Consider the following 21885-nt stretch of genomic DNA (forward strand, 5'->3'; position numbering starts at 1 on the left):
TAGCAAGGCGTGCCTTACCAGTGTGCGCCGCTCCGTGCTTCAGCGAAAGCCCGAAATTTATCTTGATGTCAAGATAAATCTACCAGAAGGCTCGGCCGATCAGGCTAACTCTCGCGTGGATACAGCCGGCGTGTCACCAGCCAGGTGATCGCGAGCAGCGCTGCGAAGAAGGGGATGCCCATCACGATCTTCACTGTTCCGAGTGTCGCAACGTCGCCCTGGAAGTAGAACGGCAGCTGAATGCCCAGACGCAGCAGGAACAGCAGCGCCCAGGCGACCGACAGCCATGCGAAGACGCGCCGCTTCGTGGCATCCTTCCGCCAGCTCAGACCCTCTCCGGTGAGGAACCCGACGACGACGCCGATCAACGGCCACCGCACGAGTGCGGAGACGAGGAAGGCGGCTCCGTAGGCGATGTTGGTGATGAAGCCGATCACGAACTGGTCTTCGGCGCGACCGGTGAACAGCGGCAGGCCCGCGGCGATGACCGCTGCGATCAGCCCGGACAGCGCCGCCACCGGCGGCGACTTCATGACCAGGCGCACGACCGAGAAGACGGCAGCGATACCCACCGACAGGCCGAGGCCGAGCAGCAGGTTGCGAGTGACGGTGTAGGTCACGATGAAGGTCAGCAGCGGGAGAACGGACTCCATGATGCCGCGCCATCCGCCGATGACCTGCCAGACCATCTGCCCGGTGGTCTGCTCGGCTTCCGGATCGATCCCGGCGCGACGCGCAGCCGAGCCGAGCGCCGTGCCGAAGATCTCTGCGGCCGACGGGTCTTCTTCGGCGCCGTCCTCGGATGCTGCCGAAGAATGCTCGGTCACGCCGAACCCGGCGTGGACGGCATCTTCAGGGGAATCAGGTCGCGCGGAGGCATGGGAGACCCGCCTCGCACCACGACGAGCGAACGGAACAGCTCTTCGACCTGTGCGGCGGCTTCCGGGTCGGATGCCGCCTCGCCGCCGATCACACCTCGAAGGAACCAGCGAGGCCCATCCACACCGACGAAACGGGCCAGGCGCATGCCCGACCCCTCGGCCGCGGTAGCGGGCACCTCCGCCAGCAGTTCCTTCCCCAGCGGACCCTCGCGCTCTTCGACGCGACCGCCCTGCGTGCGGATCTGATCGCGCAGCTGCACGCGGGTCTCTTCCCACAGACCGCGCGAGCGCGGTGCCGCGAACGGCTGCACCTGCAGCGAGGATCCGACGTAGTCCAGGCCCACGGCCACGATGCGCTTGGTCTGCTCCTCGACCTCGAGGCGCAGGTTCAGACCTTCTCGCGGCAGCACTTTGATGCCGCCGAGGTCGATGTACGGCCGGACAGGATTCGCCTCGGCATCGTCGAACGGTCCCGCCGTGCCGCGATCGCTCGGCGCGGACTTCAACGTGGGTTCGATCTCTTCAGTCATTCGCTCTTTCCCTGGGTATAGCCGGTGGAGCCGAAGCCGCCGTCGCCGCGAACGCTCTCCGGGAGCTCGGCAACGGGTTCGAATCGAGCCTGCACCACGGGCATCACGATCAGCTGGGCGATTCGATCACCGACCGACACATCGTACGCGTCGTTGCTGTCAGTGTTCAGCAGGCTCACCCTGATCTCGCCGCGGTACCCCGCATCCACGGTGCCGGGCGAGTTGACGACGGTGATGCCGTGCTTGGCTGCGAGCCCGCTGCGCGGAACGACGAACGCCGCGAACCCCTCGGGCAGCGCGATTCGCACGCCGGTGCCGATGAGTGCACGCTCTCCCGGCTGCAGTCGCACCGCCTCCGTCGAGACGAGATCCGCACCTGCGTCTCCGGGGTGGGCATAGAACGGGACGTTCGCGGCGATAATGGGAACGGCAACGGAATGAGTCACCCCATGAGGCTAATGCAGATGAACGATCAGGTCGCGCGAGTGATCTACCGCGAACGATTGACCCCGAGCCTGTGGATGCTGGTGACGATCGCGCTGGTGGGCCCCATGGTCTCGCTGGTGTTCGTCCCGCTGAACACGAGCGTCGCACTGGTTCTGGGCGGCGCCGTGTCGCTGGTGCTCGTCGTGATGAGCATCGTGCTGTCCCCGGTTGTGTCGGTGACCGGATCAGTGCTCCGTGCGGGACGCGCGCACATCGACGCGCAATGGCTGGGCGAACCAGAGCAGTTCACCGGGCAGGATGCCCGCGACAAGCGCACCCGCGACATCGCACGAGATGGCTGGCACCTCTTCCGCGGCGGAATCGATGGCGTCGTCGTCGTGCCGGTGACCGACCCCGCCGATCCGATGAACAGCTGGACGGTCACCACTCGCACCCCGGATCGGCTGAGCGCCGCGATCCGCTCGGCGCGCCGCATCAGCGCCGCCGAATAGTCGCTCAGAGACACAGAACGCGCCCCGAGCCGAGAGGCCGGGGGCGCGTACGTGGTCGGGAGGAGTGCGTCAGGCGGCGCACTCCTTGCAGATGGGACCCGCAGCGCCCTCGTGGTCCAGCTGCGAGCGGTGCTTCACGAGGAAGCAGCTCATGCAGGTGAACTCGTCTTGCTGGGCGGGGAGCACGACAACGTCGAGCTCCACATCTGAGAGGTCCGCACCGGGGAGCTCGAACCCTTGCGGGTTGTCCGAGTCCTCGACGTCGCCGGAGCCGGATCGGTTGTCCGGCACACGCTCCTTGAGCGCTTCGATCGACTCAGAGTCGTCTTCGCTCTTGCGGGGCGCGTCGTAGTCGGTTGCCATGCGGTAAGTCTCCACTTCCGTGGTACGAGTGGGTTTTTGGGATGTGCCAATTCGGGTGATCAGCGGCCATAGTTTGCACGACCGCGAGCCATTTCGCAAATGCTTCCTGCTCGTACGGGGAAACTCACGGCGCGCCCACGGTATTCCCACGTGTGCGCAGGTGGTCATGACAGCATGAATGCACACCCATCAGAGGGGCATTCGCATGGAAAACGTCACCATCGTCGGAACAGAAGCGGGCGTCCTCGTCCTCGCCACCGAGTCCGGTCAGCGCTTCGCGCTGCCCATCAACGATGTGCTGCATCGTGAGGTGCGTCGAGCGACCCGGGAGGCAGAGCCGACCTCCGCTCGTCTCGCTGCCAGCCCGCGCGACATCCAAGCGCAGATCCGCGCCGGATTGTCGGCCACCGAGGTGGCCGCGCTGCTCGGTGTGAGCGAATCCGATGTGGCTCGCTTCGAAGGTCCTGTACTCGCCGAGCGCGAGCACATCGTCGGTCAGGCCCTTGCCGTCCCCGTGCTGATCGGCAGCGAAGTCGAGCCGGACGCCCAGCCCACCTTCGGCGTCGCCGTTCGGGCGAAGCTCGCCGACCTCGAGGCGACGGATGAGCGATGGGCGAGCTGGAAGGACGAGACCGGCTGGACCGTCAAACTCGAGTTCACGGCGAATGACGTCGCACACGATGCGCGGTGGACGTTCGACCCCCGCCGCAGCACACTCGCTCCTTTGAACGCGGACGCGACCCAGCTCTCACGCCAGGGTTCGCTGCCGGACGGGCTGATCCCCCGGCTGCGCGCCATCGATGCCGAGCGGGTCTCTCCGTACAAGGACGACAGTCGATTCGACTCCGGGGCTTTCGGACCTCGGCTCCTGCCGACGCTCGAGGATGAGACCGAAGATGCGGGCGTTCCCGCGCAATCGAGCTCTGCAGTGCAGGATGCCGCTGCCCGCCGGGCCCCGGACGAGGACCACACCAGCGCTGAGACCGCCGATCTGCTCGAGGCACTGCGGCGCCGTCGCGGTCAGCGCGAGTCTGCACCGCTGTTCGATGATGCCGAGAATGACGAAGGGGCCCCGATCGCGCTCTTCGATGCTCTCGAAGACGAATCGGAGCCGGAAGACGACCCGGCACCGGCTCCCCGCAACGAGCCCGTCGATTCGTCGAGCGGACGGCGCAAGCGGCGCAATGCGATGCCCTCGTGGGACGAGATCGTCTTCGGAGCCCGCACCGACGAGTGAGCTCCGACTCGCAGAAGAAGAGGCGGTCCTTCGCTGTCGCGATGGACGCCGGTCTCAGCGCCGGTACTTTCCCAGACGGATGAAAGGCACGCGCCATTCCTCCGGTGTCAGCCCGCCGTGCTGCCCGACCATCGCGCGGCCGCGCTGGTCGGCGGCCTCGCCGTCGTAGATCGCGACGTTCGAGCGTGAAATGACGAGCATGTCGCCGATCCGGCTGCGAGCAGCATCCGTGACGGGGGAACCGTACAGTCCGGCGTCGATCGCCTCGGCACGGCTCACGACATCAGCGACGCCATCCAGGTCCTGCCGCCAGCGGGCGAGCAACTCGCTCTGATCGGCGTCGGGCTCGGCGTACACGTGCAGCATGCGCGGCTCACCACCGATATGGCGGATGCCGTCGTGCCAGCCCCCGGCGGAATCCAGCACCAGCTGCTTGTGAACAGGCACGTCGACCATCCCGTGATCGGCCGTGACGAGCACACCGACCCCATCGGGCACACGCAGTGCCAGAGCAGCGTCGATATCCTCCAGGGCTGCGACCCACTCCCCCGAATCGATGCCGTGTTTGTGCCCGGCCTTGTCGACCTCGGGCAGATAGCAGTAGACGAGTGCCCCATCGTGCGCGTCTGCGAGTTGCCATGCGAGTGCGACGCGATCAGCCACGGAGGCGGCCGGGTGGAACTCCGCGCCGCGCAGGGTCGCGCTCGTGAATCCGCTCCCGGCGTAGGCGGCGATGCCGACGACGAACGCCGGGTGGCCGGCTGCGGTCGCCTGCTCGAAGATGGTGGGCGCCGACTGCCAGGTCAGCGGGTCGATGCCGACGCTCTTCCATTCGGTGAGCTGATTGACCAGCGCATCCCGCGCGCGATCAAGCACACGGTACCCGACCAGACCATGCTCGCCGGGGGCGACGCCGGTGAGCAGGCTCGTCAGGGCTGCCGCCGTCGTGGTCGGGAAGACCGACATCGCGACGTCCTTCTTCGCCATCGCCGATGCCATCGTGCGGGCATGGCCCGAGTGCGCGCGCAGCGGGATCGCTCCGAGCCCATCGACGACGACGAGGACGACCGATCGAGCCGCCGGCAAGTCACTGGAAGCACCACGCAGCGACGCAAGCATCTGGTGCGCCACCCCGGTGATGTTCCGCGTCGACTCGAGGCTGGACGGTAGCATGAGAGACATCCGGGTCAGTCTTTCACAGGCGGCCCGACGCACCGCGCCCGAGCGCTGTTGCGAGTCCGCACCGAGCGTCATGCAGGAAGTCCATGCCAAAGTCCTCGCCGTCCGAGCCCATCCAGGAGCGCATCCAGGACATCGACCTCTCCCACGAAATGCAGGGGTCGTTCCTTGAGTACGCCTACTCGGTGATCTACTCGCGCGCACTGCCCGATGCCCGTGATGGGCTCAAGCCCGTGCAGCGCCGCATCCTGTACCAGATGGCCGAAATGGGACTGCGGCCCGAGCGCGGGCATGTCAAGAGCGCGCGCGTGGTCGGCGAGGTGATGGGAAAACTGCATCCGCACGGCGACGCCCCCATCTACGACGCGCTCGTGCGTCTGGCGCAGCCGTTCTCGCTGCGAGTCGCGCTGGTCGACGGGCACGGCAACTTCGGATCGCTCGATGACGGCCCCGCTGCCGCCCGCTACACCGAGGCGCGACTGGCCGCTCCCTCGATCGCGATGACCGAAGGACTCGACGAGGAAGTCGTCGACTTCATCCCGAACTACGACGGCCAGTTCCAGCAGCCATCGGTGCTGCCGGCGGCTTTCCCCAATCTGCTGGTGAACGGCGCGAGTGGCATCGCGGTCGGCATGGCAACGAACATGGCGCCGCACAACCTCATCGAGGTGATCGCGGCCGCTTGTCATCTGCTCGAGCACCCGGATGCAACCACCGAAGAGTTGATGAAGTTCGTGCCCGGACCCGATTTTCCCTCCGGCGGCATCCTGATGGGGCTCGACGGTGTAAAGGACGCCTATACGACGGGCCGCGGTGCGCTCAAAGTGCGCGGCAAGGTCTCGATCGAACCGCTCGGTCCCAGACGCACCGGAATCATCGTCACCGAACTGCCCTACATGATCGGACCCGAGCGGCTGATCGCGAAGCTGCGAGACGCCGTGCAGTCCAAGAAGCTGCAGGGCATCAGCGACGTCAACGATCTGACCGACCGCAACCACGGGCTGAAGATCCAGATCGGCATCAAGACCGGTTTCGATCCGAATGCGGTGCTGGCCCAGCTGTATCGCCTCACCCCCCTCGAAGACTCGTTCAGCATCAACAACGTCGCCCTGGTCAACGGCCAGCCGCGGACGCTCGGGCTGAAGGAGCTGCTGTCGGTATACGTGCAGCACCGCCTGGAGGTGATCACGCGCCGCAGCCGGTATCGACTGGCACGCCGCGAAGAGCGTCTGCACCTCGTCGACGGTCTGCTCATCGCGATTCTCGACATCGACGAGGTCATCCAGGTCATCCGCTCCTCGGACGACTCCGAACAGGCGCGCACGCGTCTGCGCTCGGTGTTCGATCTGTCCGAGCTGCAGGCCGAGTACATCCTCGAGCTGCGACTGCGCCGTCTCACCCGTTTCTCGCGGATCGAGCTCGAAGCCGAGCGCGACAAGCTTCTTGCCGAGATCGCAGAGCTGAAAGCGCTGCTGGCCAGTGATGCTCTGCTTCGCGGGCAGGTGATCCGCGAACTGGAAGCCGCCTCAGAGATGTTCGGCACGCCACGCAGGACAATGCTCCTCAACGCCGCCCCGCCCACGCCGCGGGCGGTCAAGGGCGAGGTCGACCTGCAGGTGGCCGACTCCCCCACGCTCGTCGTCCTATCGACGACCGGACGCGCGGTGCGCGTTGATCTCGCCGAGGGTCAGGATCTCGCCGTATCCGCGCGCCGCAGCAAGCACGATGCGATCCTCTCGACGCTGGTCACCACCACCCGCACCGATATCGGCGCGGTGACCTCCGCCGGCCGCGTCCTGCGCTTCTCTCCGGTGGATCTGCCCTCGATGCCTCCGGCATCCGTGCATCTCTCCGCGGGTGTGCCGCTGCGCGACTACATCGGCCTGCTCGACAAGAGTGAGCGCATCCTCGCTCTGATCCGGTTCGATGACGGTACTCCGGTGGCTCTCGGCACGAAGAGCGGCATCGTCAAGCGTCTCGTGCCATCGACGCTGCCGACGAACAAGCCGGAGCTGGAGATCATCTCGATGAAACCCGGTGACGCGGTCGTCGGCGCAGCATCCGCCCCCGATTCCGCCGAACTCGCCTTCTTGACCTCTGACGCGCGGCTGCTGCGCTTCGGCGCCTCCGCGGTGCGTCCACAGGGAGCGGCCGCGGGTGGCATGACCGGGATGAAGGTCTCGGCAGGCGCGGAGGTGATCGCGTTCACCGCTGTCACCGGCACGGACGATGCTGTCGTCGTGACGGTCTCCGGAGCCGACGGCGTGCTCGTCGGGACGGATGCCGGACGAGCCAAGGTCTCTGAACTCGCCGACTTCCCAGCCAAGGGTCGGGCGACAGCCGGCGTCCGGGCGCACTCGTTCTTGAAGGGCGAGGACCGACTGACTCTGGCCTGGGTGGGATCGGCGGAGTTGCGTGCCGTCGCACCTGACGGCGCGGCCCGCACGCTTCCGGCGGCCGGTGCCCGGCGCGACGCCTCGGGGCAGCCTCTGGATGCCGTGATCGGCTCGATCGGCGCAGCACTCGGGTCCTGACCCAACGGGTCCCGGCTGCAAACCGGGTCCCTGAGCCTGTCGAAGAGCCCGTCCCCCGTCAGAGTCGCAGTGCCAGCGCGTTCGCGGTCAGCCCCGCAGCTGTGCCGCAGAGCACGACGGTGTCACCTGACCCCACACGCCCCTCATCGAGCGCTCGCGTCAGCATGAACGGCACGGATGCTGAGACCATATTCCCGTACGCGGCGACCTCGTCGATGCGCCGATCAGCGGGAATGCCGATCCTGTCAAGCATCGGCCCGAGCGCCGCGGACGCCTGATGCGGCACCCAGAGGTCGATGTCGTCGTATTCCAGACCGGAGCGCTCGTGAAAGCGGGCGAAGAACTCCGGCAGCACGCGCATCATCCCGAGCAGCGCCCGTCGCCCGTCCATGTCGAACAGGTAGTCGGCCGGATCTGAGCCGGCGAACGCCTGAGCCGGCGAATGCGAGAGCCCGCCGCGAATCTCGGTGTCATGGGCGTGGGCGGGCCAGGTCTGCTGGAGGCTCGCGATGACCCCGGTGGCGCCGTCTTTCGAACGGCGCAGCACGACGGCGACACCGGCGTCGCTGAACAGTTCGTAGCTTTCCTTCTGCGCGGGGTTGAGAAAGCGAGATCCGACGTCGCCGGAGAACACCAGGACCGTTTCGTGGTCGCCCGCCTCGAGGTACCGCGATGCGACATCCAGCGCGGTGATGAAACTCGTGCAGGTGGAGTTCACGTCGAAGGCCGCCGCGTGGCCGCGGCGCGTGAGTCGCTCCCAGACCAGCGCTGCCGTGCACGGAATGGGCTGGATTCCCGCAGCCGCTGCCCCCAGCACGAGATCGATGTCGTCGATGGTCATTCCGGCGTGATCCAGTGCCCGTCGGCACGCACCAGCGAGCATGTCCAGATGGCTCGTGTCGTCTGCGATGCGGTAGCGCACCTGGTCACCGAAACGCGTGACGCATTCTGGCAGCACGCGGCCCCACCCTGCGATCTCACAACCCCTCATCGAGGTTCCCCCTCCAGTCGCGTCGCACGCGGCGCATCTTGTTCTGCCCATCCGGACGGTACATCGTGAAAGCCATATCGGGTACCCGGCAGCCCAGCCCTGTCAACGCGGCGGCGAGTTCTGCGGCGACGCGCGCACGCACCTCAGGATCATCGCTGTCCAGCGCGATCTCGAGTCGCGCGGCTCCGGTCTGCACGATGCGATAGTCAAGAAACCCGTCTGCGTACAGGAGCGCGCGGCTGAGGACGTCGGCGAAGACGGGCTTCGATGCGCCGTCAGCGCCAGCCAGGAGCAGAGTGTCGCCCTCCCGTCCCTCGATGCGCTCGATCGCCGTAAGGGCGCTGCCGCAGGGGCACGGGGTCGACCGCTCACGGAGGATGTCGCCCAGGCGGTAGCGGACGATGGGCTGCGCACGACGGCGCAGGTCCGTCACGATCGGCACGAAGCGGTGGTCGCCGAGCTCTTCGCGTTCGAACAGGACCGCGTCTTCGTTCAGATGTATGGTGCCGAGTTCACAGGTGTGCGCGAGAAAGCCCTCGGTGCACTGGTAGATCTGGTGCAGCACGTCCAGCTTCAGAGCGGAGCGGATGCGAGCCGAATCCATCTCCTCGAGCACTTCGGCCACCGCATACGCCTTCTGCAGCGACTGCGTGCCCACCGGCGCACTCGCGGCGATCTGCAGCAGGACCGACGGGGGCGCGACGAGGATCGTCGGCTGAAACGCCTCGAGGCGGGCCAGGTTGCCGGCGAACTCATCGAAGATATCGAAGTACTCGAAGGTCACTGCACGCGAGGCGACGCTCTCGTACAGCGTGTTGTCCGCACGCAGGAACAGGGCGATCCGGTGACCGAGGATCTTCCCGCGGGGCAGCGTGCGGGCAAGCACCGTGCCCGCCCACGCCTCGCGCTCCGCCCGGCTCACCACGAACAGTCCCCGATGCCCACTGGTGCCGCTGGAGAGCCCTACCGAGCACCCGTCAAGCTCGTCGGCGAAGTCACGGCTGCGCTCCCCGGCCATGGCGAGCTCCTCGGCATGATCCCGGGTGATCCCGACGGTGTTCAGTGCGTCGAAATTCGACATCATCACCGCCTTGTCCATCAGCGGCAGTTCGCCGAGCTTCGGCACGGCGCCTCCGGTGAGCTGACGAAAGTACGGCGAGTGAACGACCAGAAAGCGCAGATGCGCACGCAGCATCCGCTGCTGTCTGCGCTGCACGGCGGCCCGTGTGCGCAAACGGCGCAGCCATCGCACAGCGATGAACTCCCGAACCACCCGCACTCGAGACATCAGGCGAGCAGCTCGATCGATGTCACCGGGTCATGGCTGCACACGACACGGATGCCGGCATCGGCGACCGCGGCAAGCACTTCGCCGGTGCGCACGTACGCGGTGTAGTCGTGCTGCACCGCGCGCGGTACGGTGCGCATCTGAGGGATGTCGGCGATGAGGTCCGCTCCCCACGCGGCATCAGCAGCGATCAGCACACATCCTTCGACGAGCGCTCCCACGTGCCCGGCTGCGTGGCCAGGCAGGTCGACGATCCGGTAGCTGCCGTCTCCGAAGAGGTCGAACACGCGCAGTACTGCGGACCCGACCGACAGCGTCGTGAAATCATCGGGAGCGAGAATCATCGTATCCGCCCCGGGGAACCACTCCGGCAGCAGCCCTGGCAGCAACCCTTCGCGCAGCCGCGGTGCGGCCAGCGTCTGCTGCTGGCCTGCGGTGAGAATGAACCGGGCATCGCGAAAGCGGCGCACTCCCCCGATATGGTCCGGGTGCAGGTGAGACAGCACGACGTGGGTGATCGTCGCAGGGTCGACCCCATCCGCTTCCAGCTGCACGGCGATGTCGTCTGCATCCGTGACGACCGGGGGCAGCAGACGCCGGTACGCGGCGCCGCGCAGCCCGGTATTCCAGGCACCGGTCGCGTAGCCGGTGTCGAAGAGCACTCGGCGGTCGGGTCCCGCGTCGAACAGGAACACGCCGGAGGGAAACTGGCGGCGCTCGCTGGCGGAACCGCGGAACATCTGCGCAAGGTTGTGCGAGGTGCGGCCGCACGCGTAGTGCCGAAGGCTGGTGCTCATGCGGCACGCCCCTGGTCAACACGTGCGCGCCGTTCCTCGCTCAGATGCGCCGCGACGCGGTCGAGCGCCTCGTCGAGCGAGACCTCGGGCGCATACCCGAGCTCGGTGCGCGCCCGGCTGATGTCGAGCGTCTGCGCGTAGGCGATGGTCGTGAAGGTGTATCGCGTGAGCGGAGGCTCCGGATGCCATGGCAGCGCCGTGCACGCGCCTTCGAGGGCGGATGCCAGCATCCATCCCATTCGCCGGTTCAGCGGGCGCAGTCGCGGCGTGATGCCCATGCGGGTGAGCAGGCCGGTGAGGAGTTCGCGGAACGCGCGGGGTTCGCCGTTGGTGATGTTGTACACGCCGCCGTCCGGGTCGCCCTCGGTGAGGGCGAGGCGCAGTGCGTGTGCGACGTTCTCGACGGCGGTGACGTCGATCGGATGCTGTCCGCCCCCGAGCAGCGGAACGCCGATGCGGTCGTGCACTTCCAGCATCCGCGGCATCAGGCTCGGGTCGCCCACGCCGATGAGCCCTCGCGGGCGGATGATCACCAGTTCCGGGATGTCGCCCGCGGCGTGCGCTCGCTGCAGCATCCGCTCGGCGGCGATCTTCGAGCGGATGTAGCCGTTCAACCGGTTCTGTTCGTCCACATCGTCTTCGCTGATGTCGAGCCGGTGCCGGGGTGCCGCGTAGATGCTCGGCGAGGAGACGTGCACGAGCCGGCGCACGCCGTTGCGGCGGACGAAGTCGATCACCGCGCGCGTGCCGTCGATATTGGCTGCCTGGAATTCGCGCCAGCGCCCCCACGGCGTGGAGAGCGCCGCGCAGTGGATGACGGCATCGACCTCCAGGCGCGCTGCCGCGAGGCTCCGCAGGTCACCGCGCACGCTGTGGGCGCTGTCCGAGCGCCGCGTCAGCAGCTCCGCGTTCCGCCCGGAGGCGAAGGCCTCATGACCGTGAGCGGCGAGATTCTCGAGCACGGCGCCGCCGAGAAAGCCAGTTGCGCCCGTGACGAGAACACGGGAGTCAGCGGCGGGCACAACCCCGATGTTAGGCCATGCACGCGCGGTGAGCCGCAATAGGCTGGAGCGGTGCGCATCGCCCTCGTGACCGACTACTACCTGCCGACGCTGGGCGGCGTGCAGACCGTCATCAAGGCGCATCGCGAAGCGCTGACCGCCGCCGGTCACGAGGTCTGGGTCTTCGCCCCATTGGCTGAGCCCAGCAAGGATGCCGGGATCATCCGCCTGCCGAGCGCGCGCGGATTCGCCCCGGACGGCTACCCGTTCACCTGGCCCATGAAGGCAGCGGCGGATGTGCTGCGCGCCGAGCTGCTTCGCCTCGATATCGACGTGATGCATGTGCACACCGAGATGTTCGCAGCGCTTGCGGGCCTGCGCACGGCGGCGGAACTCGGCATCCCCGTGGTGCAGACGATGCACGGCCGCATCGATGTCTACACGCACTCGGTGCTGCCCCTGCCGGCGCTGACGGCGCCGCTGCTGGCTTGGATGCACCGTCGCGGGCTCGGCGGCCACGAGCCGTTCAGTGGGCCGCGCAGACCCTATACGCGCACGCGGAGCGCCCGCCAGATGTGGCGGCTCATGCGTTCGCACGCGAACCGCGCCGATCAGGTGATCGTTCCCTCGGCGCACTTCGCGCGCAAGCTCGCCGATCACGGCGTCACGACGCCGATCACCGTGTTGTCGAACGGTCTGGAAGAATCCGTGCTCGACACGATCGGCGAGCCCGAGGTGCGCAGTCGCATCCCCGGAGAGCTGCTGCGGGTCGCCTGGTGCGGGCGGGTGTCGCCCGAGAAGCGGCCGGAAGTGTTCCTGGATGCCGTCACGCGGGTTCCCGGCATCGCCGTGGATATGTACGGCGATGGCGTCTCCCGCCGAATCGTGCAGCGACGGGCCCGGGCGCTCCCCGATGGACGCCTGCGCGTGCACGGCTCGGTTCCGCAGGCCGAAGTGCTGGCGGGCATGCGCGATGCGCACGTGCTGGTATCGACCTCCTGGGACTTCGACAACCAGCCGATGGTGCTGCTGGAGGCGATCGCCTCCGGCCTCCCCGTCATCGTCGCCGACCCTGATCTGGCCGAGGCGCTGCCGCCCGGCGGCCACCTCGTCACCAGCGCGCCGGACGCCGAAGGCCTCGCTGCCGCTCTCATCCGACTCCGCGATTACCCGGCGCTCGTTCGCACGATGAGTGCAGCGGTAACCGCACATCGCCCGCGCATCGCGCAGAACACCCACCTCGACGCGCTGATAGCCGTCTATCAGCGCGCGCTCGCCGCACGGCCTGATCTCAGGCGTCGATAGCCTCACGGGACAGCTGGTCGGACGATTCGATGATGAACTCGCGACGCGGTGCGACCTCATTGCCCATCAGCAGCTCGAACACCCGGCCGGCCGCCTCGGCGTCTTCCATCCGCACCCGCCGCAGCAGACGACCGCCGCGATCCATCGTCGTGGTCGCGAGCTGGTCGGCATCCATCTCACCCAGGCCCTTGTAGCGCTGGATCGGCTCATGCCAGCGCTTGTTCTGCTTGCGCAGCTTGGCCAGAAGTGTGTGCAGCTCCTGCTCGCTGTACGTGTAGATCGTCTCGTTCGGCTTCGAACCCGGATTGATCACGATCACACGGTGCAGCGGCGGCACGGCCGCGAAGACGCGGCCGTCTTCGATCAGCGGCCGCATGTAGCGGAAGAAGAGCGTGAGCAGGAGGGTGCGGATGTGCGCGCCGTCGACATCGGCATCGCTCATCAGGATCACCTTGCCGTAGCGCGCCGAAGACAGATCGAAGGACCGGCCGGACCCCGCGCCGATCACCTGGATGATCGACGCGCACTCGACGTTCGACAGCATGTCGCTGATCGAGGCCTTCTGCACATTGAGGATCTTTCCTCGAATGGGCAGCAGTGCCTGGTATTCGCTGGTGCGCGCGTTCTTCGCCGTGCCCAGGGCCGAGTCGCCCTCGACGATGAAGAGCTCGCTCTGCGCGACGTCGTTGGAACGGCAGTCGACGAGCTTCACCGGCAGCGAAGACGACTCCAGCGCGTTCTTGCGCCGCTGCGTCTCCTTGTGCGCGCGTGCCGAGACGCGCGCCTTCATCTCGGAGACGATCTTGTCGAGCAGCATCGACGCCTGGTTCTTGTCATCGCGCTTCGTGGAGGTGAAGCGCTGTGCGAGCTCTTGGCGAACGACCTTCGACACGACCGTGCGGACCGCGGGGGTGCCGAGGACTTCCTTCGTCTGCCCTTCGAACTGCGGCTCGGGAACGGTCACGTTCAGCACGACGGTGAGCCCGGCCAGCACGTCGTCCTTCTCGAGCTTGTCGTTGCCGACCTTGAGCCGTCGCGAGTTCTGCTCGACGTGGGTGCGGAGCGTCTTCAGCAGCTCCTGTTCGAATCCCTGCTGATGAGTGCCGCCCTTCGGCGTCGCGATGATGTTGACGAAGGAGCGCATCGTGGTCTCGTACCCGGTGCCCCAGCGCAGCGCGATGTCGACCTGGCAGTCGCGCTGGACTTCGGTGGTCTTCATGTGCCCGTCGGGCTGCAGCACGGGGACGTTCTCGGAGAACGAGCCGGATCCCTGCAGGCGCCACGTGTCGGTGATGGGAGCGTCGGATGCCAGATACTCCACGAACTCCGCGATGCCGCCGTCGTACCGGTACGAGGTCTCGACCGGGCCGTTCTCAGCGTCTTCTGCCCCGCTCTGGGCACCTGCGCGTGTCGAAGGTCGCTCATCGCGGACGAACATCTCCAGCCCGGGAACGAGAAACGCCGTCTGGCGCGCCCGGTTCTCGAGCTCGCCGAGCTGGAAGGCGGCATCCTTGGTGAAGATCTGACGGTCAGCCCAGTAACGCACGCGGGTGCCCGAAACGCCCTTGGCGACCTTGCCGATCACACGCAGTTCGCTGCGCTGTGAGAACGGGCTGAAAGGAGCATCCGGCCGCGGATCGCCGTCGTCAGTGAAGATGCCCGGTTCACCGCGCCGGAATGACATCGCGTAGGTCTTGCCGCCGCGATCGACCTCCACGTCGAGCCGCTCGGAGAGCGCGTTCACCACAGAAGCGCCGACACCATGCAGACCGCCGGATGCCGCGTACGAGCCGCCGCCGAACTTTCCGCCGGCGTGCAGCTTCGTATAGACGACCTCGACCCCGGTGAGTCCGGTTCGCGGCTCGACGTCGACCGGCACGCCGCGCCCGCGGTCGGCGACCTGCACGCTGCCGTCCTCGAAGAGCACGACGTCGATCCGGGAGCCGTTGCCTGCCACGGCTTCGTCGACGGAGTTGTCGATTATCTCCCACAGGCAGTGCATCAGCCCCGGCGAGCCGTTCGACCCGATGTACATGCCGGGCCGTTTGCGGACGGCTTCGAGGCCTTCAAGCACCTGGAGATGATGGGCGGAATACTCGGAGGTCACAATGTTCGAGTCTATTTCGACCGCTCGGTTCGCGGGGCCGCGACACTCCCCCGTGATCGAGCCCGTGGCTCCGCCGTACGCGTACAGCGAAACACGCCGCAAACCGGGCATGACCTGAGAGCGGGCGTGGTTGTATTGAGCAAGACTCAACAACCCGAGGAGGTACCGAGATGAACGCTACGACTGAGCGAGACACCGTCCAGTTCCGCCTCACCGCGATAGACCGCTGTGATTCCTGCGGGGCACAGGCTTATATCGCTGCCGAGGTCAACGGTTCGGAACTGCTGTTCTGCGCGCACCACGGCCGCAAATACGAAGAGAAGCTGCGCAGCGTCGCAACCAGCTGGCACGACGAGACCGCGCGTCTCGTCGAAGCTCCCTGAGCCAGATCACCGCCGTGGCCCGTTGTCGGGTGCACCTGGCGGCGCCCAGCCGTTTGCAGGGCTGAGTTCGCCTCAGTCGACGACGACTCGGCGCACAGCCGGAGTCAGCCGGGTGAGGATCTCCTCGCCGACGGTGTCGATGCGCTCGGCGAGTGCTGTGGCATCCGCCTCACCGTCGGCACCCGTTCCGAACACAATGATGCGCTGGCCGATGTGTGCACCCGGCCACGCCTCTACGGCAGTGCTCGCCCCATCGACCTCGAGGATCTCCCGCAAACCTGCTGGCGTCGCCACGCGTGCCCCGCGCAGAGTCGATGGCACACCGTGGAAGGAGCCGATGCCCAGCGTCACGCGGCCGTCATCGACGGCGTCGACCGCAGCCGTCAGCCGCGAGATCGGTGCGGTTCCCGCCAGCGCGGGCCCGTCAGCCGACCGGATGCCGTAGCAGAACGCCCCGATCCGACTCAGCGATTCCCGAAGTTCGGGTCGCCACCATGAGGCCGCGGAAGCGGTGAGGTGCCGCACTTCGGGGCGCGCACCGGCGTCTTCAGCCCGTTGCACCGCCCACCGGAACACAGCGCGCGCAGCGTCGTCCTCCGCGTCGCTCGCCTCGGCCAAGTGACTCCAGACGCCGACGATGCGGGCGATGCCGCGCTCTTCGGCGGCTCTCGCAACCGCTACCGCCTCGTCCCACGCCTCGGGGCGGAAGCCGTTGCGGTGCAGTCCGGTATCGATCTTCAGATGCAGCCGCACGCACGAGTTCTGACGAGCTGCCCCCGCGATCACCGCGTGAAGGTACTCGAGCGAACCGATGCCGAGATCGATGCCAGCAGTGATAGCGGCATCCGCTTCCTCGTCATTCGATGGCGCCCACGCGAAGATCCGGGCGTCAGTCAGCGAGCGGATGCGCTGTGCGGTCGGCACGTCATACGCGCCGAACCAGGTGACCCCGGTTGCGGCAGCTTCCGCCGCTGCCCACTCGATCCCGTGTCCGTACGCATCGTCCTTCATGACGAGCATCAATTCCGACGGCGCGATGCGTGCGCGGACAGCAGCGATATTCGCCCGGAACGCGCCGCGCGAGATCTCCAGCACAGGCACGCTCATGCGCTCCACTCTCGGTCTCCCTGACTTCCGATGACGACGGCCATCTCGAGCGCCGTGAGGCCGGTCACCTCTGACCACTGCGCCAATGCGCCGCGCAGCGGCCCTGCTCCGCCGAAGAAGACGACGGGAGTCCCGGCATCCACATCGCTGTCGCCGAGATCGACGACGCAGACGTCCATCGCGATGCGCCCTACGACCGGGAAGACGCGCTCGCCGATCTGGACATCCGCATGGTTTCCCAGCGCCCGCAGGATTCCCTGCGCGTACCCGCCGGTGACCAGCGCCACTCGGCAATCCAATGCGGCACGGTGCGTGTAGCCGTAGGAGACAGCCTCGCCGGCGTGCAGTGGCTTGGTGGAGAGCACGCGCCCTTCCAGCCGCATCACCGGGACCGAGTCCAGCAGCGCCGTGCTGTTCGGGATGCCGAACAGCTGGTGCGGGTCGATGCTTCCCCGACCGTCCGTTCTCGCCGCGATGTTGTCGGCGCCAAGGCGCGCAACATCGTCGGGTGAGTCGACGATGACCGCTTCGGCACCCGCATCCGTGACGATGCGCGCGACTTCAACCATGCCGTGGCCGAATGCCTCGTGTCGCAGATCTACGACGCCTCCGGCCGCGAGTACGGTGGCGGCATTCTGCGCGAGAGCACCGCGGGAGAGGAGCACTCGCGGTGCTGCGCTGCTTCCCACCATGTCGCCTCCTGACTTCAGAGCTGAATCGTGTTGAAGCCCTTGCCGTGCACGAGCGCTTCGATCGTGGCACGCGCACCGGCAGCGTGGCTGTCCAGCGACTCGACATTGCGGTCGAGGTCGAGCACGAGCTCACGGCGGGCCAGAACCGCAGTGAGAATCTCGCGAACAAGATTCGGGTTCAACGGGAGCAGCGGGCCCTGCACGTTCGAGGCGAAGGCGTTGCCCGCCCGTACCAGTTCGCCGCGTGCGGTCTCGCCAGCGGTGGCGGAGACGGCGAAACTGCCGCGACCGGAGACCACTCGGCCGAAGCCGAGCGTCGGGTCGGAGAAGGTCCATTCGCTCGCGTGGTCCTCGAAGCCCAGCACGGTGCCGACAGAGGTGTCGACCACGATGTAGCCGACCTTGCGGTCACGAGTGCGCACGACGTCGAGATCGAAGACACCGAGGCCCTCGATGAGTTCCCCGTCGAGCGTCGTGATCCCGCGACTGAGCAGTTCGGCACCGGCACCGATGGCGAGCAGCGCGCCACCGCTCGCCGCGAACGCCCGGATGCTGTCGCCCCGGGCGAGCAGATCGGTGTGCACGCTGCGGATGGCGGAAAGCGGCCCATTGCCGATGATGATGATATCGAGGCCGTCCGGCAGCTCATCCCCGATGGCCACCGGGAAGAACTCGACCGTCGCGCCCGCGTGCTCGAGACGCACTCGCAGAGCGCGGACGTTGCCTCGGTCGCCGGTGAAGCCCAGCGTCGCCGGGTAAAGCTGCGCGATGCGCACTGTGGCAGTCATCGGCGGGCCACCTCCTGGTCGCCGTGGCCGAGAATCCGCCGGCCGATCATCATAAGCTCGTAGTTGACGAACCAGGTCTGTCGCCCCGCAGTCGTCTTCGGGAACTCTCGCATCAGTGCGACGGCCTTCTCCATGTCAGGCTCGACAGTGCCGATGCGGACGCCCGCGTGCTCCAGTGCGAGTGCCAGCTGGTAGGCCTTCTCGCCGGTGACCACGTCGACGGATTGCAGTGCGTCGAAGTCCACGTCATAGAGCCACGAGACGTCGGGGGTTCCCTCATCGATGGCGATGAGCGAGTGCTCCGGCGTGCCATCCAGCGCGTCCAGGTTCATCTGCAGGCTCGGCGCATTCTTGAACATCACGAACTCGACCTGCTCGCCAGCGGGATCCCCGCGCAGGGGAATCACCTCGCCGCGACCGTAGGCAGGAGCCATGCGCGCGAAGCCATCAGCCGCAGAGTCCGCGGAGAAGGCGCCGCCGAGAACATGCGAGGCCACTGCCAGGGCTGCTGCGGCATCCGCTGCATAGTGCAGGCCTCGCGCGGGCAGTCGCACCTGCGTGTCCACGCCTCCGACGTGCACATCGATGTCGCGTCCCTGCACGCTGCGCACCTCGGCGTAGGCGTCGCGGGCCTGAATACCGGCATTGCCGCTGCGGGTGTCGGCGGCATTGGCCAGGCCGTGCGCAGCCGCGGCGACGATCTCGGGGGCGACGCCGAAGAAGGTCACCGGAGCCGGCATGGCGTCGACATCGATCTTGCTCAGATAGGGGTCGTCGCGGTTGACGACGACATGCGCGTTCGCCCGCTTCGAGGCCTCGAGCATCATGTCGGCGACGCGCTCGGTCTCGTAGAACCGGTAGAGCTGGTCGACCTGCACGTTGAGCGAGAGGATGACCGCGGGCGAGAGCTGATCCGCGAGATCAGCCGCGTAGCCCTCGTCGACCTCCAGCACGGCGACATCGGCGCGGATGCGACCGGTGAGCGTGGCATCCGCCAGCAGTGCACTGGTCACGCCCTGCGGCAGGTTCGCCCCCGTCGGGTTCGTGAACACTCTGAGCCCGTGCGCGCGCAGCACCTCGCTGATCATGTGCGTGGTCGTCGTCTTGCCGTTCGAGCCGAGAACGAAGACGACCCCGTAGCCGAACTGGTCAGCCAGCGTGGGCAGGAGCGTCGGCGCGAGACGGTTGGTGAGGTAACCGGGGAATGCGGAGCCTCCCCCGCGCAGACGGGTCGCAAAACGTGCGAGTTTGCCCGCCAGCACCGGGAAGACGTACCGCAGGCCGGCTGAGCGGGCCTGCGGTGTCTTCGACATCATTCGAGGTAGTCCCGGAGCGACTGCGAGCGGCTCGGGTGACGCAGCTTCGCCATCGTCTTCGACTCGATCTGACGGATGCGCTCACGCGTCACACCGAAGGTGTCGCCGATCTGGTCGAGGGTCTTGGGCTGACCGTCGCCCAGGCCGAAGCGCATACGGATAACGCCCGCTTCGCGCTCCGACAGCGAGTCGAGCAGCTGCTCGAGCTGCCGCTGCAGCATCGTGAATCCGACAGCGTCTGCCGGCACGACAGCCTCGGTGTCCTCGATGAGGTCACCGAATTCGCTGTCGCCGTCCTCGCCGAGCGGCGTGTGCAGCGAGATCGGCTCGCGGCCGTACTTCTGCACCTCGACGACCTTCTCCGGCGTCATGTCGAGCTCGCGGGAGAGCTCCTCAGGCGTAGGTTCGCGACCGAGGTCCTGCAGCATCTGGCGCTGCACGCGGGCGAGCTTGTTGATGACCTCGACCATGTGCACCGGGATGCGGATGGTGCGCGCCTGGTCAGCCATTGCGCGGGTGATCGCCTGACGGATCCACCAGGTCGCGTAGGTCGAGAACTTGAATCCCTTGGTGTAGTCGAACTTCTCGACCGCGCGGATGAGACCGAGGTTTCCCTCCTGGATCAGATCCAGGAACTGCATGCCGCGGCCCGTGTAGCGCTTGGCGAGCGAGACGACCAGACGCAGGTTGGCACCGAGAAGGTGACTCTTCGCGCGGTGGCCATCACGGGCGACCCACTGCAGGTCGAGGCCGAGCTGCTTCGACTTCTCGGCCGCGGTCATCGACGAGAGCTTCTCTTCGGCGAACAGACCCGCCTCGATCCGCATCGCCAGTTCGACTTCCTCAGCCGCGTTCAGAAGTGCGACCTTGCCGATCTGCTTCAGGTAGTCCTTGACCGGATCGGCGGTGGCGCCGGTGATCTGCGTCGAATAGACCGGGGCATCGTCCTCATCGGCGGAGGAGATCACGATCGCGCCGGTGGGCAGCGGCTCGGTGAAGGCGGGCTTCTTGTCGCCCTCTTCTTCGTCGGCTTCGGCCGCCGCGTCTACGGCCTCTTCGTCGACTTCGGGCGCTTCGGCCTTCTTGCGGCTCGCGCGCTTCACGGGAGCCTTCTTCGCCGGAGCCTTCTTCGCGGGAGTCTTCTCGTCGACTTCGGCTTCCGCAGCGGATGCCTTCTTCGCGGGAGCCTTCTTCGCAGGCGCCTTCTTGGCCGGAGCCTTCTTGGCGGCGGTTGCAGCCTTCTCGACGACCACGTCGTCGGTCTCGGGGGTCTCGACCTCTGCAGCCGCAGTCTTCTTGGTGGTCGTCCGGGTCTTCTTGGTCGTGGCAGGAGTCACGTTTCGCCTTTCACGGAGCGGTGCACGCGCTCCGGGCCATTTCGGACACTAGTAAGACCCTTGTCAAGCAGAAACGATGAAATCGCCTGTTGACAACGGGTCAGACGTCCATTATCACACACCCGACAGCGTCCGGCTTACTTCTGATCGATTCCGCGTGCCGTTTCAGCTGTGCTTCTCGTCGTCGCCGGGGCGGCGGGTGGCGAGATAGCGCTCCAACTCGGCGGCGAGCTCGTCGGCGCTGGGCAGATCGCGCTCGTCGAACGCGGCGTCCTCGCCGTCTTCATCCCGACCCGCCATATAGGCGTCATAGCGGCGCTCAAGGGTGTGCACCATCTGCATCAGCTCATCACTTCCATGCAGCTGCTCATCGACGCGCTCGAAGTACTCGTCTCGTCGCGCCTGCACGTCATCCATGCGCAGCACCAGCCCTGTGGCCAGCATGAGCTTGTCGGCTGCAGCGATCACGGTATCGGGGTAGTCGGTGTCGGCGAGGTAGTGCGGCACCAGCAGCACGAAACCGGCCACCTGCACCTCGTGCTCGACAAGTCGGTACTCCAGCAGATGTCCGACCGTTGCCGGCACTTGCGTGCGCGGGCGCCATACCGAATGCGCAGCGGCGAGTTCGCGACGGTTGCCGCTCACAGTGGTGCCCAGTGGCCGCGTGTGCGGTACTGGCATCGCGATCGAATGCACCCACGAGACCGTCGACACCTGGAAGGCATCGATGAACCCCACGACGGACTCGGTGAAGGCGTTCCACGCAAAATCGGGCTCATAGCCGGACAGCAGCAGGAACGGCTGCCCGAGCGCGTCATGCGCGAGCGACAGGTCGAGACGGGCTGGACGATATTCGCTCAGGTGGTCCTGGTCGAAGACGATGACCGGCCGTCGCGCACGGTAGTCGAGCAGCACATCGTTATCGAACGCGATCAGCGGCTGCGGCTCGGTGGTCGCGTACAGGTGCTCGATGAGGTTCGACACGGCGTTGCCAGCATCGGTGAAGCCAGTGAGCAGGATGACCAACGGCAATCCGGTCGGCACGTCGGGTGCGCCGGCGATCGACTCGTACAGCTCTGCAGAAGAGGGCATGCATCAATGCTACGAGGCG

21 protein-coding genes are annotated in these 21885 nt (G+C 66.9%); 5 read left to right on the top strand and 16 right to left on the bottom strand.

From position 1 onward, the window contains the following. Positions 1 to 104: 104 nt before the first annotated feature. The 3 genes from FM104_RS04020 to dut are packed head-to-tail and all read right to left on the bottom strand — an operon-like array spanning position 105 to position 1857. A complete protein-coding gene (locus FM104_RS04020) occupies positions 105 to 827 on the bottom strand; it encodes a DUF3159 domain-containing protein (RefSeq protein WP_256971512.1) in 723 nt (240 codons plus the stop codon). After that, complete coding sequence (locus FM104_RS04025; protein WP_087130170.1) at positions 824 to 1411, bottom strand: DUF3710 domain-containing protein; 588 nt, start codon at positions 1409 to 1411, stop codon at positions 824 to 826. Before FM104_RS04025 ends, FM104_RS04020 begins: the two co-directional genes overlap by 4 nt. Beyond that, entirely contained in the window at positions 1408 to 1857 is a 450-nt protein-coding gene (gene dut / locus FM104_RS04030) for a dUTP diphosphatase (RefSeq protein ID WP_087130171.1), read from the bottom strand. Before dut ends, FM104_RS04025 begins: the two co-directional genes overlap by 4 nt. Before the next feature lie 18 nt (positions 1858 to 1875). Between dut and FM104_RS04035 the strand changes: the two genes are divergently transcribed. Continuing rightward, positions 1876 to 2349, top strand: coding sequence for a DUF3093 domain-containing protein (locus tag FM104_RS04035; protein ID WP_256971513.1), 474 nt, complete (start codon positions 1876 to 1878; stop codon positions 2347 to 2349). Positions 2350 to 2418: 69 nt separating this feature from the next. Here the strand turns inward: FM104_RS04035 and FM104_RS04040 are convergent, their stop codons facing one another. After that, positions 2419 to 2712, bottom strand: a complete 294-nt coding sequence (locus FM104_RS04040; protein WP_087130173.1) for a DUF4193 domain-containing protein — start codon at positions 2710 to 2712, stop codon at positions 2419 to 2421. A 205-nt stretch (positions 2713 to 2917) separates the two neighbouring features. Between FM104_RS04040 and sepH the strand changes: the two genes are divergently transcribed. Further along, positions 2918 to 3949 (top strand): septation protein SepH, encoded by a 1032-nt coding sequence (sepH, locus tag FM104_RS04045; RefSeq protein ID WP_087130174.1) that lies wholly within the window; start codon positions 2918 to 2920, stop codon positions 3947 to 3949. Between the two features lie 54 nt (positions 3950 to 4003). Here sepH and FM104_RS04050 read toward each other — a convergent pair whose 3' ends face one another. Next, a complete protein-coding gene (locus FM104_RS04050; RefSeq protein WP_256971514.1) occupies positions 4004 to 5131 on the bottom strand; it encodes an alkaline phosphatase family protein in 1128 nt (375 codons plus the stop codon). 83 nt (positions 5132 to 5214) lie between these two features. On the opposite strand from FM104_RS04050, the gene FM104_RS04055 reads away from it, so the two are divergent. Further along, entirely contained in the window at positions 5215 to 7662 is a 2448-nt protein-coding gene (locus tag FM104_RS04055) for a DNA gyrase/topoisomerase IV subunit A (RefSeq protein ID WP_087130175.1), read from the top strand. Between the two features lie 58 nt (positions 7663 to 7720). Here FM104_RS04055 and FM104_RS04060 read toward each other — a convergent pair whose 3' ends face one another. Genes FM104_RS04060 through FM104_RS04075 form a run of 4 tightly spaced genes read right to left on the bottom strand, consistent with a single transcriptional unit; the run spans position 7721 to position 11760 of the window. Beyond that, positions 7721 to 8653, bottom strand: a complete 933-nt coding sequence (locus FM104_RS04060; protein ID WP_179206662.1) for a 3-oxoacyl-ACP synthase III family protein — start codon at positions 8651 to 8653, stop codon at positions 7721 to 7723. Beyond that, a complete protein-coding gene (locus FM104_RS04065) occupies positions 8640 to 9941 on the bottom strand; it encodes a F390 synthetase-related protein (RefSeq protein WP_087130177.1) in 1302 nt (433 codons plus the stop codon). The genes FM104_RS04060 and FM104_RS04065 overlap by 14 nt, the downstream gene beginning before the upstream one ends. Beyond that, entirely contained in the window at positions 9941 to 10738 is a 798-nt protein-coding gene (locus FM104_RS04070; RefSeq protein WP_087130178.1) for an MBL fold metallo-hydrolase, read from the bottom strand. Before FM104_RS04070 ends, FM104_RS04065 begins: the two co-directional genes overlap by 1 nt. Beyond that, positions 10735 to 11760: an NAD-dependent epimerase/dehydratase family protein gene (locus tag FM104_RS04075; protein WP_179206663.1), complete on the bottom strand. Its 1026-nt coding sequence runs from the start codon at positions 11758 to 11760 to the stop codon at positions 10735 to 10737. Before FM104_RS04075 ends, FM104_RS04070 begins: the two co-directional genes overlap by 4 nt. A gap of 51 nt (positions 11761 to 11811) precedes the next feature. Between FM104_RS04075 and FM104_RS04080 the strand changes: the two genes are divergently transcribed. Beyond that, entirely contained in the window at positions 11812 to 13044 is a 1233-nt protein-coding gene (locus FM104_RS04080; protein WP_087130179.1) for a glycosyltransferase, read from the top strand. Here FM104_RS04080 and FM104_RS04085 read toward each other — a convergent pair. Continuing rightward, the gene (locus tag FM104_RS04085; protein ID WP_087130180.1) at positions 13031 to 15151 is read right to left on the bottom strand and encodes a DNA gyrase/topoisomerase IV subunit B; all 2121 of its coding nucleotides are present in this window, start codon (positions 15149 to 15151) and stop codon (positions 13031 to 13033) included. The two genes, FM104_RS04080 and FM104_RS04085, sit on opposite strands and share 14 nt — an antisense overlap. Before the next feature lie 170 nt (positions 15152 to 15321). Between FM104_RS04085 and FM104_RS04090 the strand changes: the two genes are divergently transcribed. Beyond that, complete coding sequence (locus FM104_RS04090; RefSeq protein WP_087130181.1) at positions 15322 to 15534, top strand: DUF7455 domain-containing protein; 213 nt, start codon at positions 15322 to 15324, stop codon at positions 15532 to 15534. Between the two features lie 72 nt (positions 15535 to 15606). Here the strand turns inward: FM104_RS04090 and FM104_RS04095 are convergent, their stop codons facing one another. The 6 genes from FM104_RS04095 to FM104_RS04120 form a co-directional block, all read right to left on the bottom strand. Beyond that, the gene (locus tag FM104_RS04095; protein ID WP_087130269.1) at positions 15607 to 16641 is read right to left on the bottom strand and encodes an alanine racemase; all 1035 of its coding nucleotides are present in this window, start codon (positions 16639 to 16641) and stop codon (positions 15607 to 15609) included. After that, complete coding sequence (locus FM104_RS04100; protein WP_087130182.1) at positions 16638 to 17333, bottom strand: alanine racemase C-terminal domain-containing protein; 696 nt, start codon at positions 17331 to 17333, stop codon at positions 16638 to 16640. Before FM104_RS04100 ends, FM104_RS04095 begins: the two co-directional genes overlap by 4 nt. Positions 17334 to 17347: 14 nt before the next feature. After that, a complete protein-coding gene (locus FM104_RS04105) occupies positions 17348 to 18121 on the bottom strand; it encodes a hypothetical protein (protein WP_087130183.1) in 774 nt (257 codons plus the stop codon). Then, complete coding sequence (locus FM104_RS04110) at positions 18118 to 19437, bottom strand: MurT ligase domain-containing protein (RefSeq protein ID WP_087130184.1); 1320 nt, start codon at positions 19435 to 19437, stop codon at positions 18118 to 18120. Before FM104_RS04110 ends, FM104_RS04105 begins: the two co-directional genes overlap by 4 nt. Further along, positions 19434 to 20774 (bottom strand): RNA polymerase sigma factor, encoded by a 1341-nt coding sequence (locus FM104_RS04115; protein ID WP_087130185.1) that lies wholly within the window; start codon positions 20772 to 20774, stop codon positions 19434 to 19436. The genes FM104_RS04110 and FM104_RS04115 overlap by 4 nt, the downstream gene beginning before the upstream one ends. Positions 20775 to 20939: 165 nt before the next feature. Further along, positions 20940 to 21866, bottom strand: a complete 927-nt coding sequence (locus FM104_RS04120; protein ID WP_087130186.1) for a proteasome assembly chaperone family protein — start codon at positions 21864 to 21866, stop codon at positions 20940 to 20942. Positions 21867 to 21885: the final 19 nt, after the last annotated feature.

The sequence above is a fragment of the Microbacterium esteraromaticum genome, assembly GCF_900163815.1.
In the GTDB taxonomy this organism is placed as follows: domain Bacteria; phylum Actinomycetota; class Actinomycetes; order Actinomycetales; family Microbacteriaceae; genus Microbacterium; species Microbacterium esteraromaticum_B.

What these genes read in the sequence shown, in the direction of transcription:
- FM104_RS04065 (WP_087130177.1), bottom strand. Translation starts at nt 9,941, where the DNA reads ATGTCTCGAGTGCGGGTGGTTCGGGAGTTCATCGCTGTGCGATGGCTG.
- FM104_RS04070 (WP_087130178.1), bottom strand. Translation starts at nt 10,738, where the DNA reads ATGAGCACCAGCCTTCGGCACTACGCGTGCGGCCGCACCTCGCACAAC.
- FM104_RS04120 (WP_087130186.1), bottom strand. Translation starts at nt 21,866, where the DNA reads ATGCCCTCTTCTGCAGAGCTGTACGAGTCGATCGCCGGCGCACCCGAC.
- FM104_RS04050 (WP_256971514.1), bottom strand. Translation starts at nt 5,131, where the DNA reads ATGTCTCTCATGCTACCGTCCAGCCTCGAGTCGACGCGGAACATCACC.
- FM104_RS04110 (WP_087130184.1), bottom strand. Translation starts at nt 19,437, where the DNA reads ATGATGTCGAAGACACCGCAGGCCCGCTCAGCCGGCCTGCGGTACGTC.
- FM104_RS04090 (WP_087130181.1), top strand. Translation starts at nt 15,322, where the DNA reads ATGAACGCTACGACTGAGCGAGACACCGTCCAGTTCCGCCTCACCGCG.
- FM104_RS04055 (WP_087130175.1), top strand. Translation starts at nt 5,215, where the DNA reads ATGCCAAAGTCCTCGCCGTCCGAGCCCATCCAGGAGCGCATCCAGGAC.
- FM104_RS04040 (WP_087130173.1), bottom strand. Translation starts at nt 2,712, where the DNA reads ATGGCAACCGACTACGACGCGCCCCGCAAGAGCGAAGACGACTCTGAG.
- FM104_RS04035 (WP_256971513.1), top strand. Translation starts at nt 1,876, where the DNA reads ATGAACGATCAGGTCGCGCGAGTGATCTACCGCGAACGATTGACCCCG.
- FM104_RS04025 (WP_087130170.1), bottom strand. Translation starts at nt 1,411, where the DNA reads ATGACTGAAGAGATCGAACCCACGTTGAAGTCCGCGCCGAGCGATCGC.
- FM104_RS04060 (WP_179206662.1), bottom strand. Translation starts at nt 8,653, where the DNA reads ATGAGGGGTTGTGAGATCGCAGGGTGGGGCCGCGTGCTGCCAGAATGC.
- FM104_RS04095 (WP_087130269.1), bottom strand. Translation starts at nt 16,641, where the DNA reads ATGAGCGTGCCTGTGCTGGAGATCTCGCGCGGCGCGTTCCGGGCGAAT.
- FM104_RS04105 (WP_087130183.1), bottom strand. Translation starts at nt 18,121, where the DNA reads ATGACTGCCACAGTGCGCATCGCGCAGCTTTACCCGGCGACGCTGGGC.
- FM104_RS04100 (WP_087130182.1), bottom strand. Translation starts at nt 17,333, where the DNA reads ATGGTGGGAAGCAGCGCAGCACCGCGAGTGCTCCTCTCCCGCGGTGCT.
- sepH (WP_087130174.1), top strand. Translation starts at nt 2,918, where the DNA reads ATGGAAAACGTCACCATCGTCGGAACAGAAGCGGGCGTCCTCGTCCTC.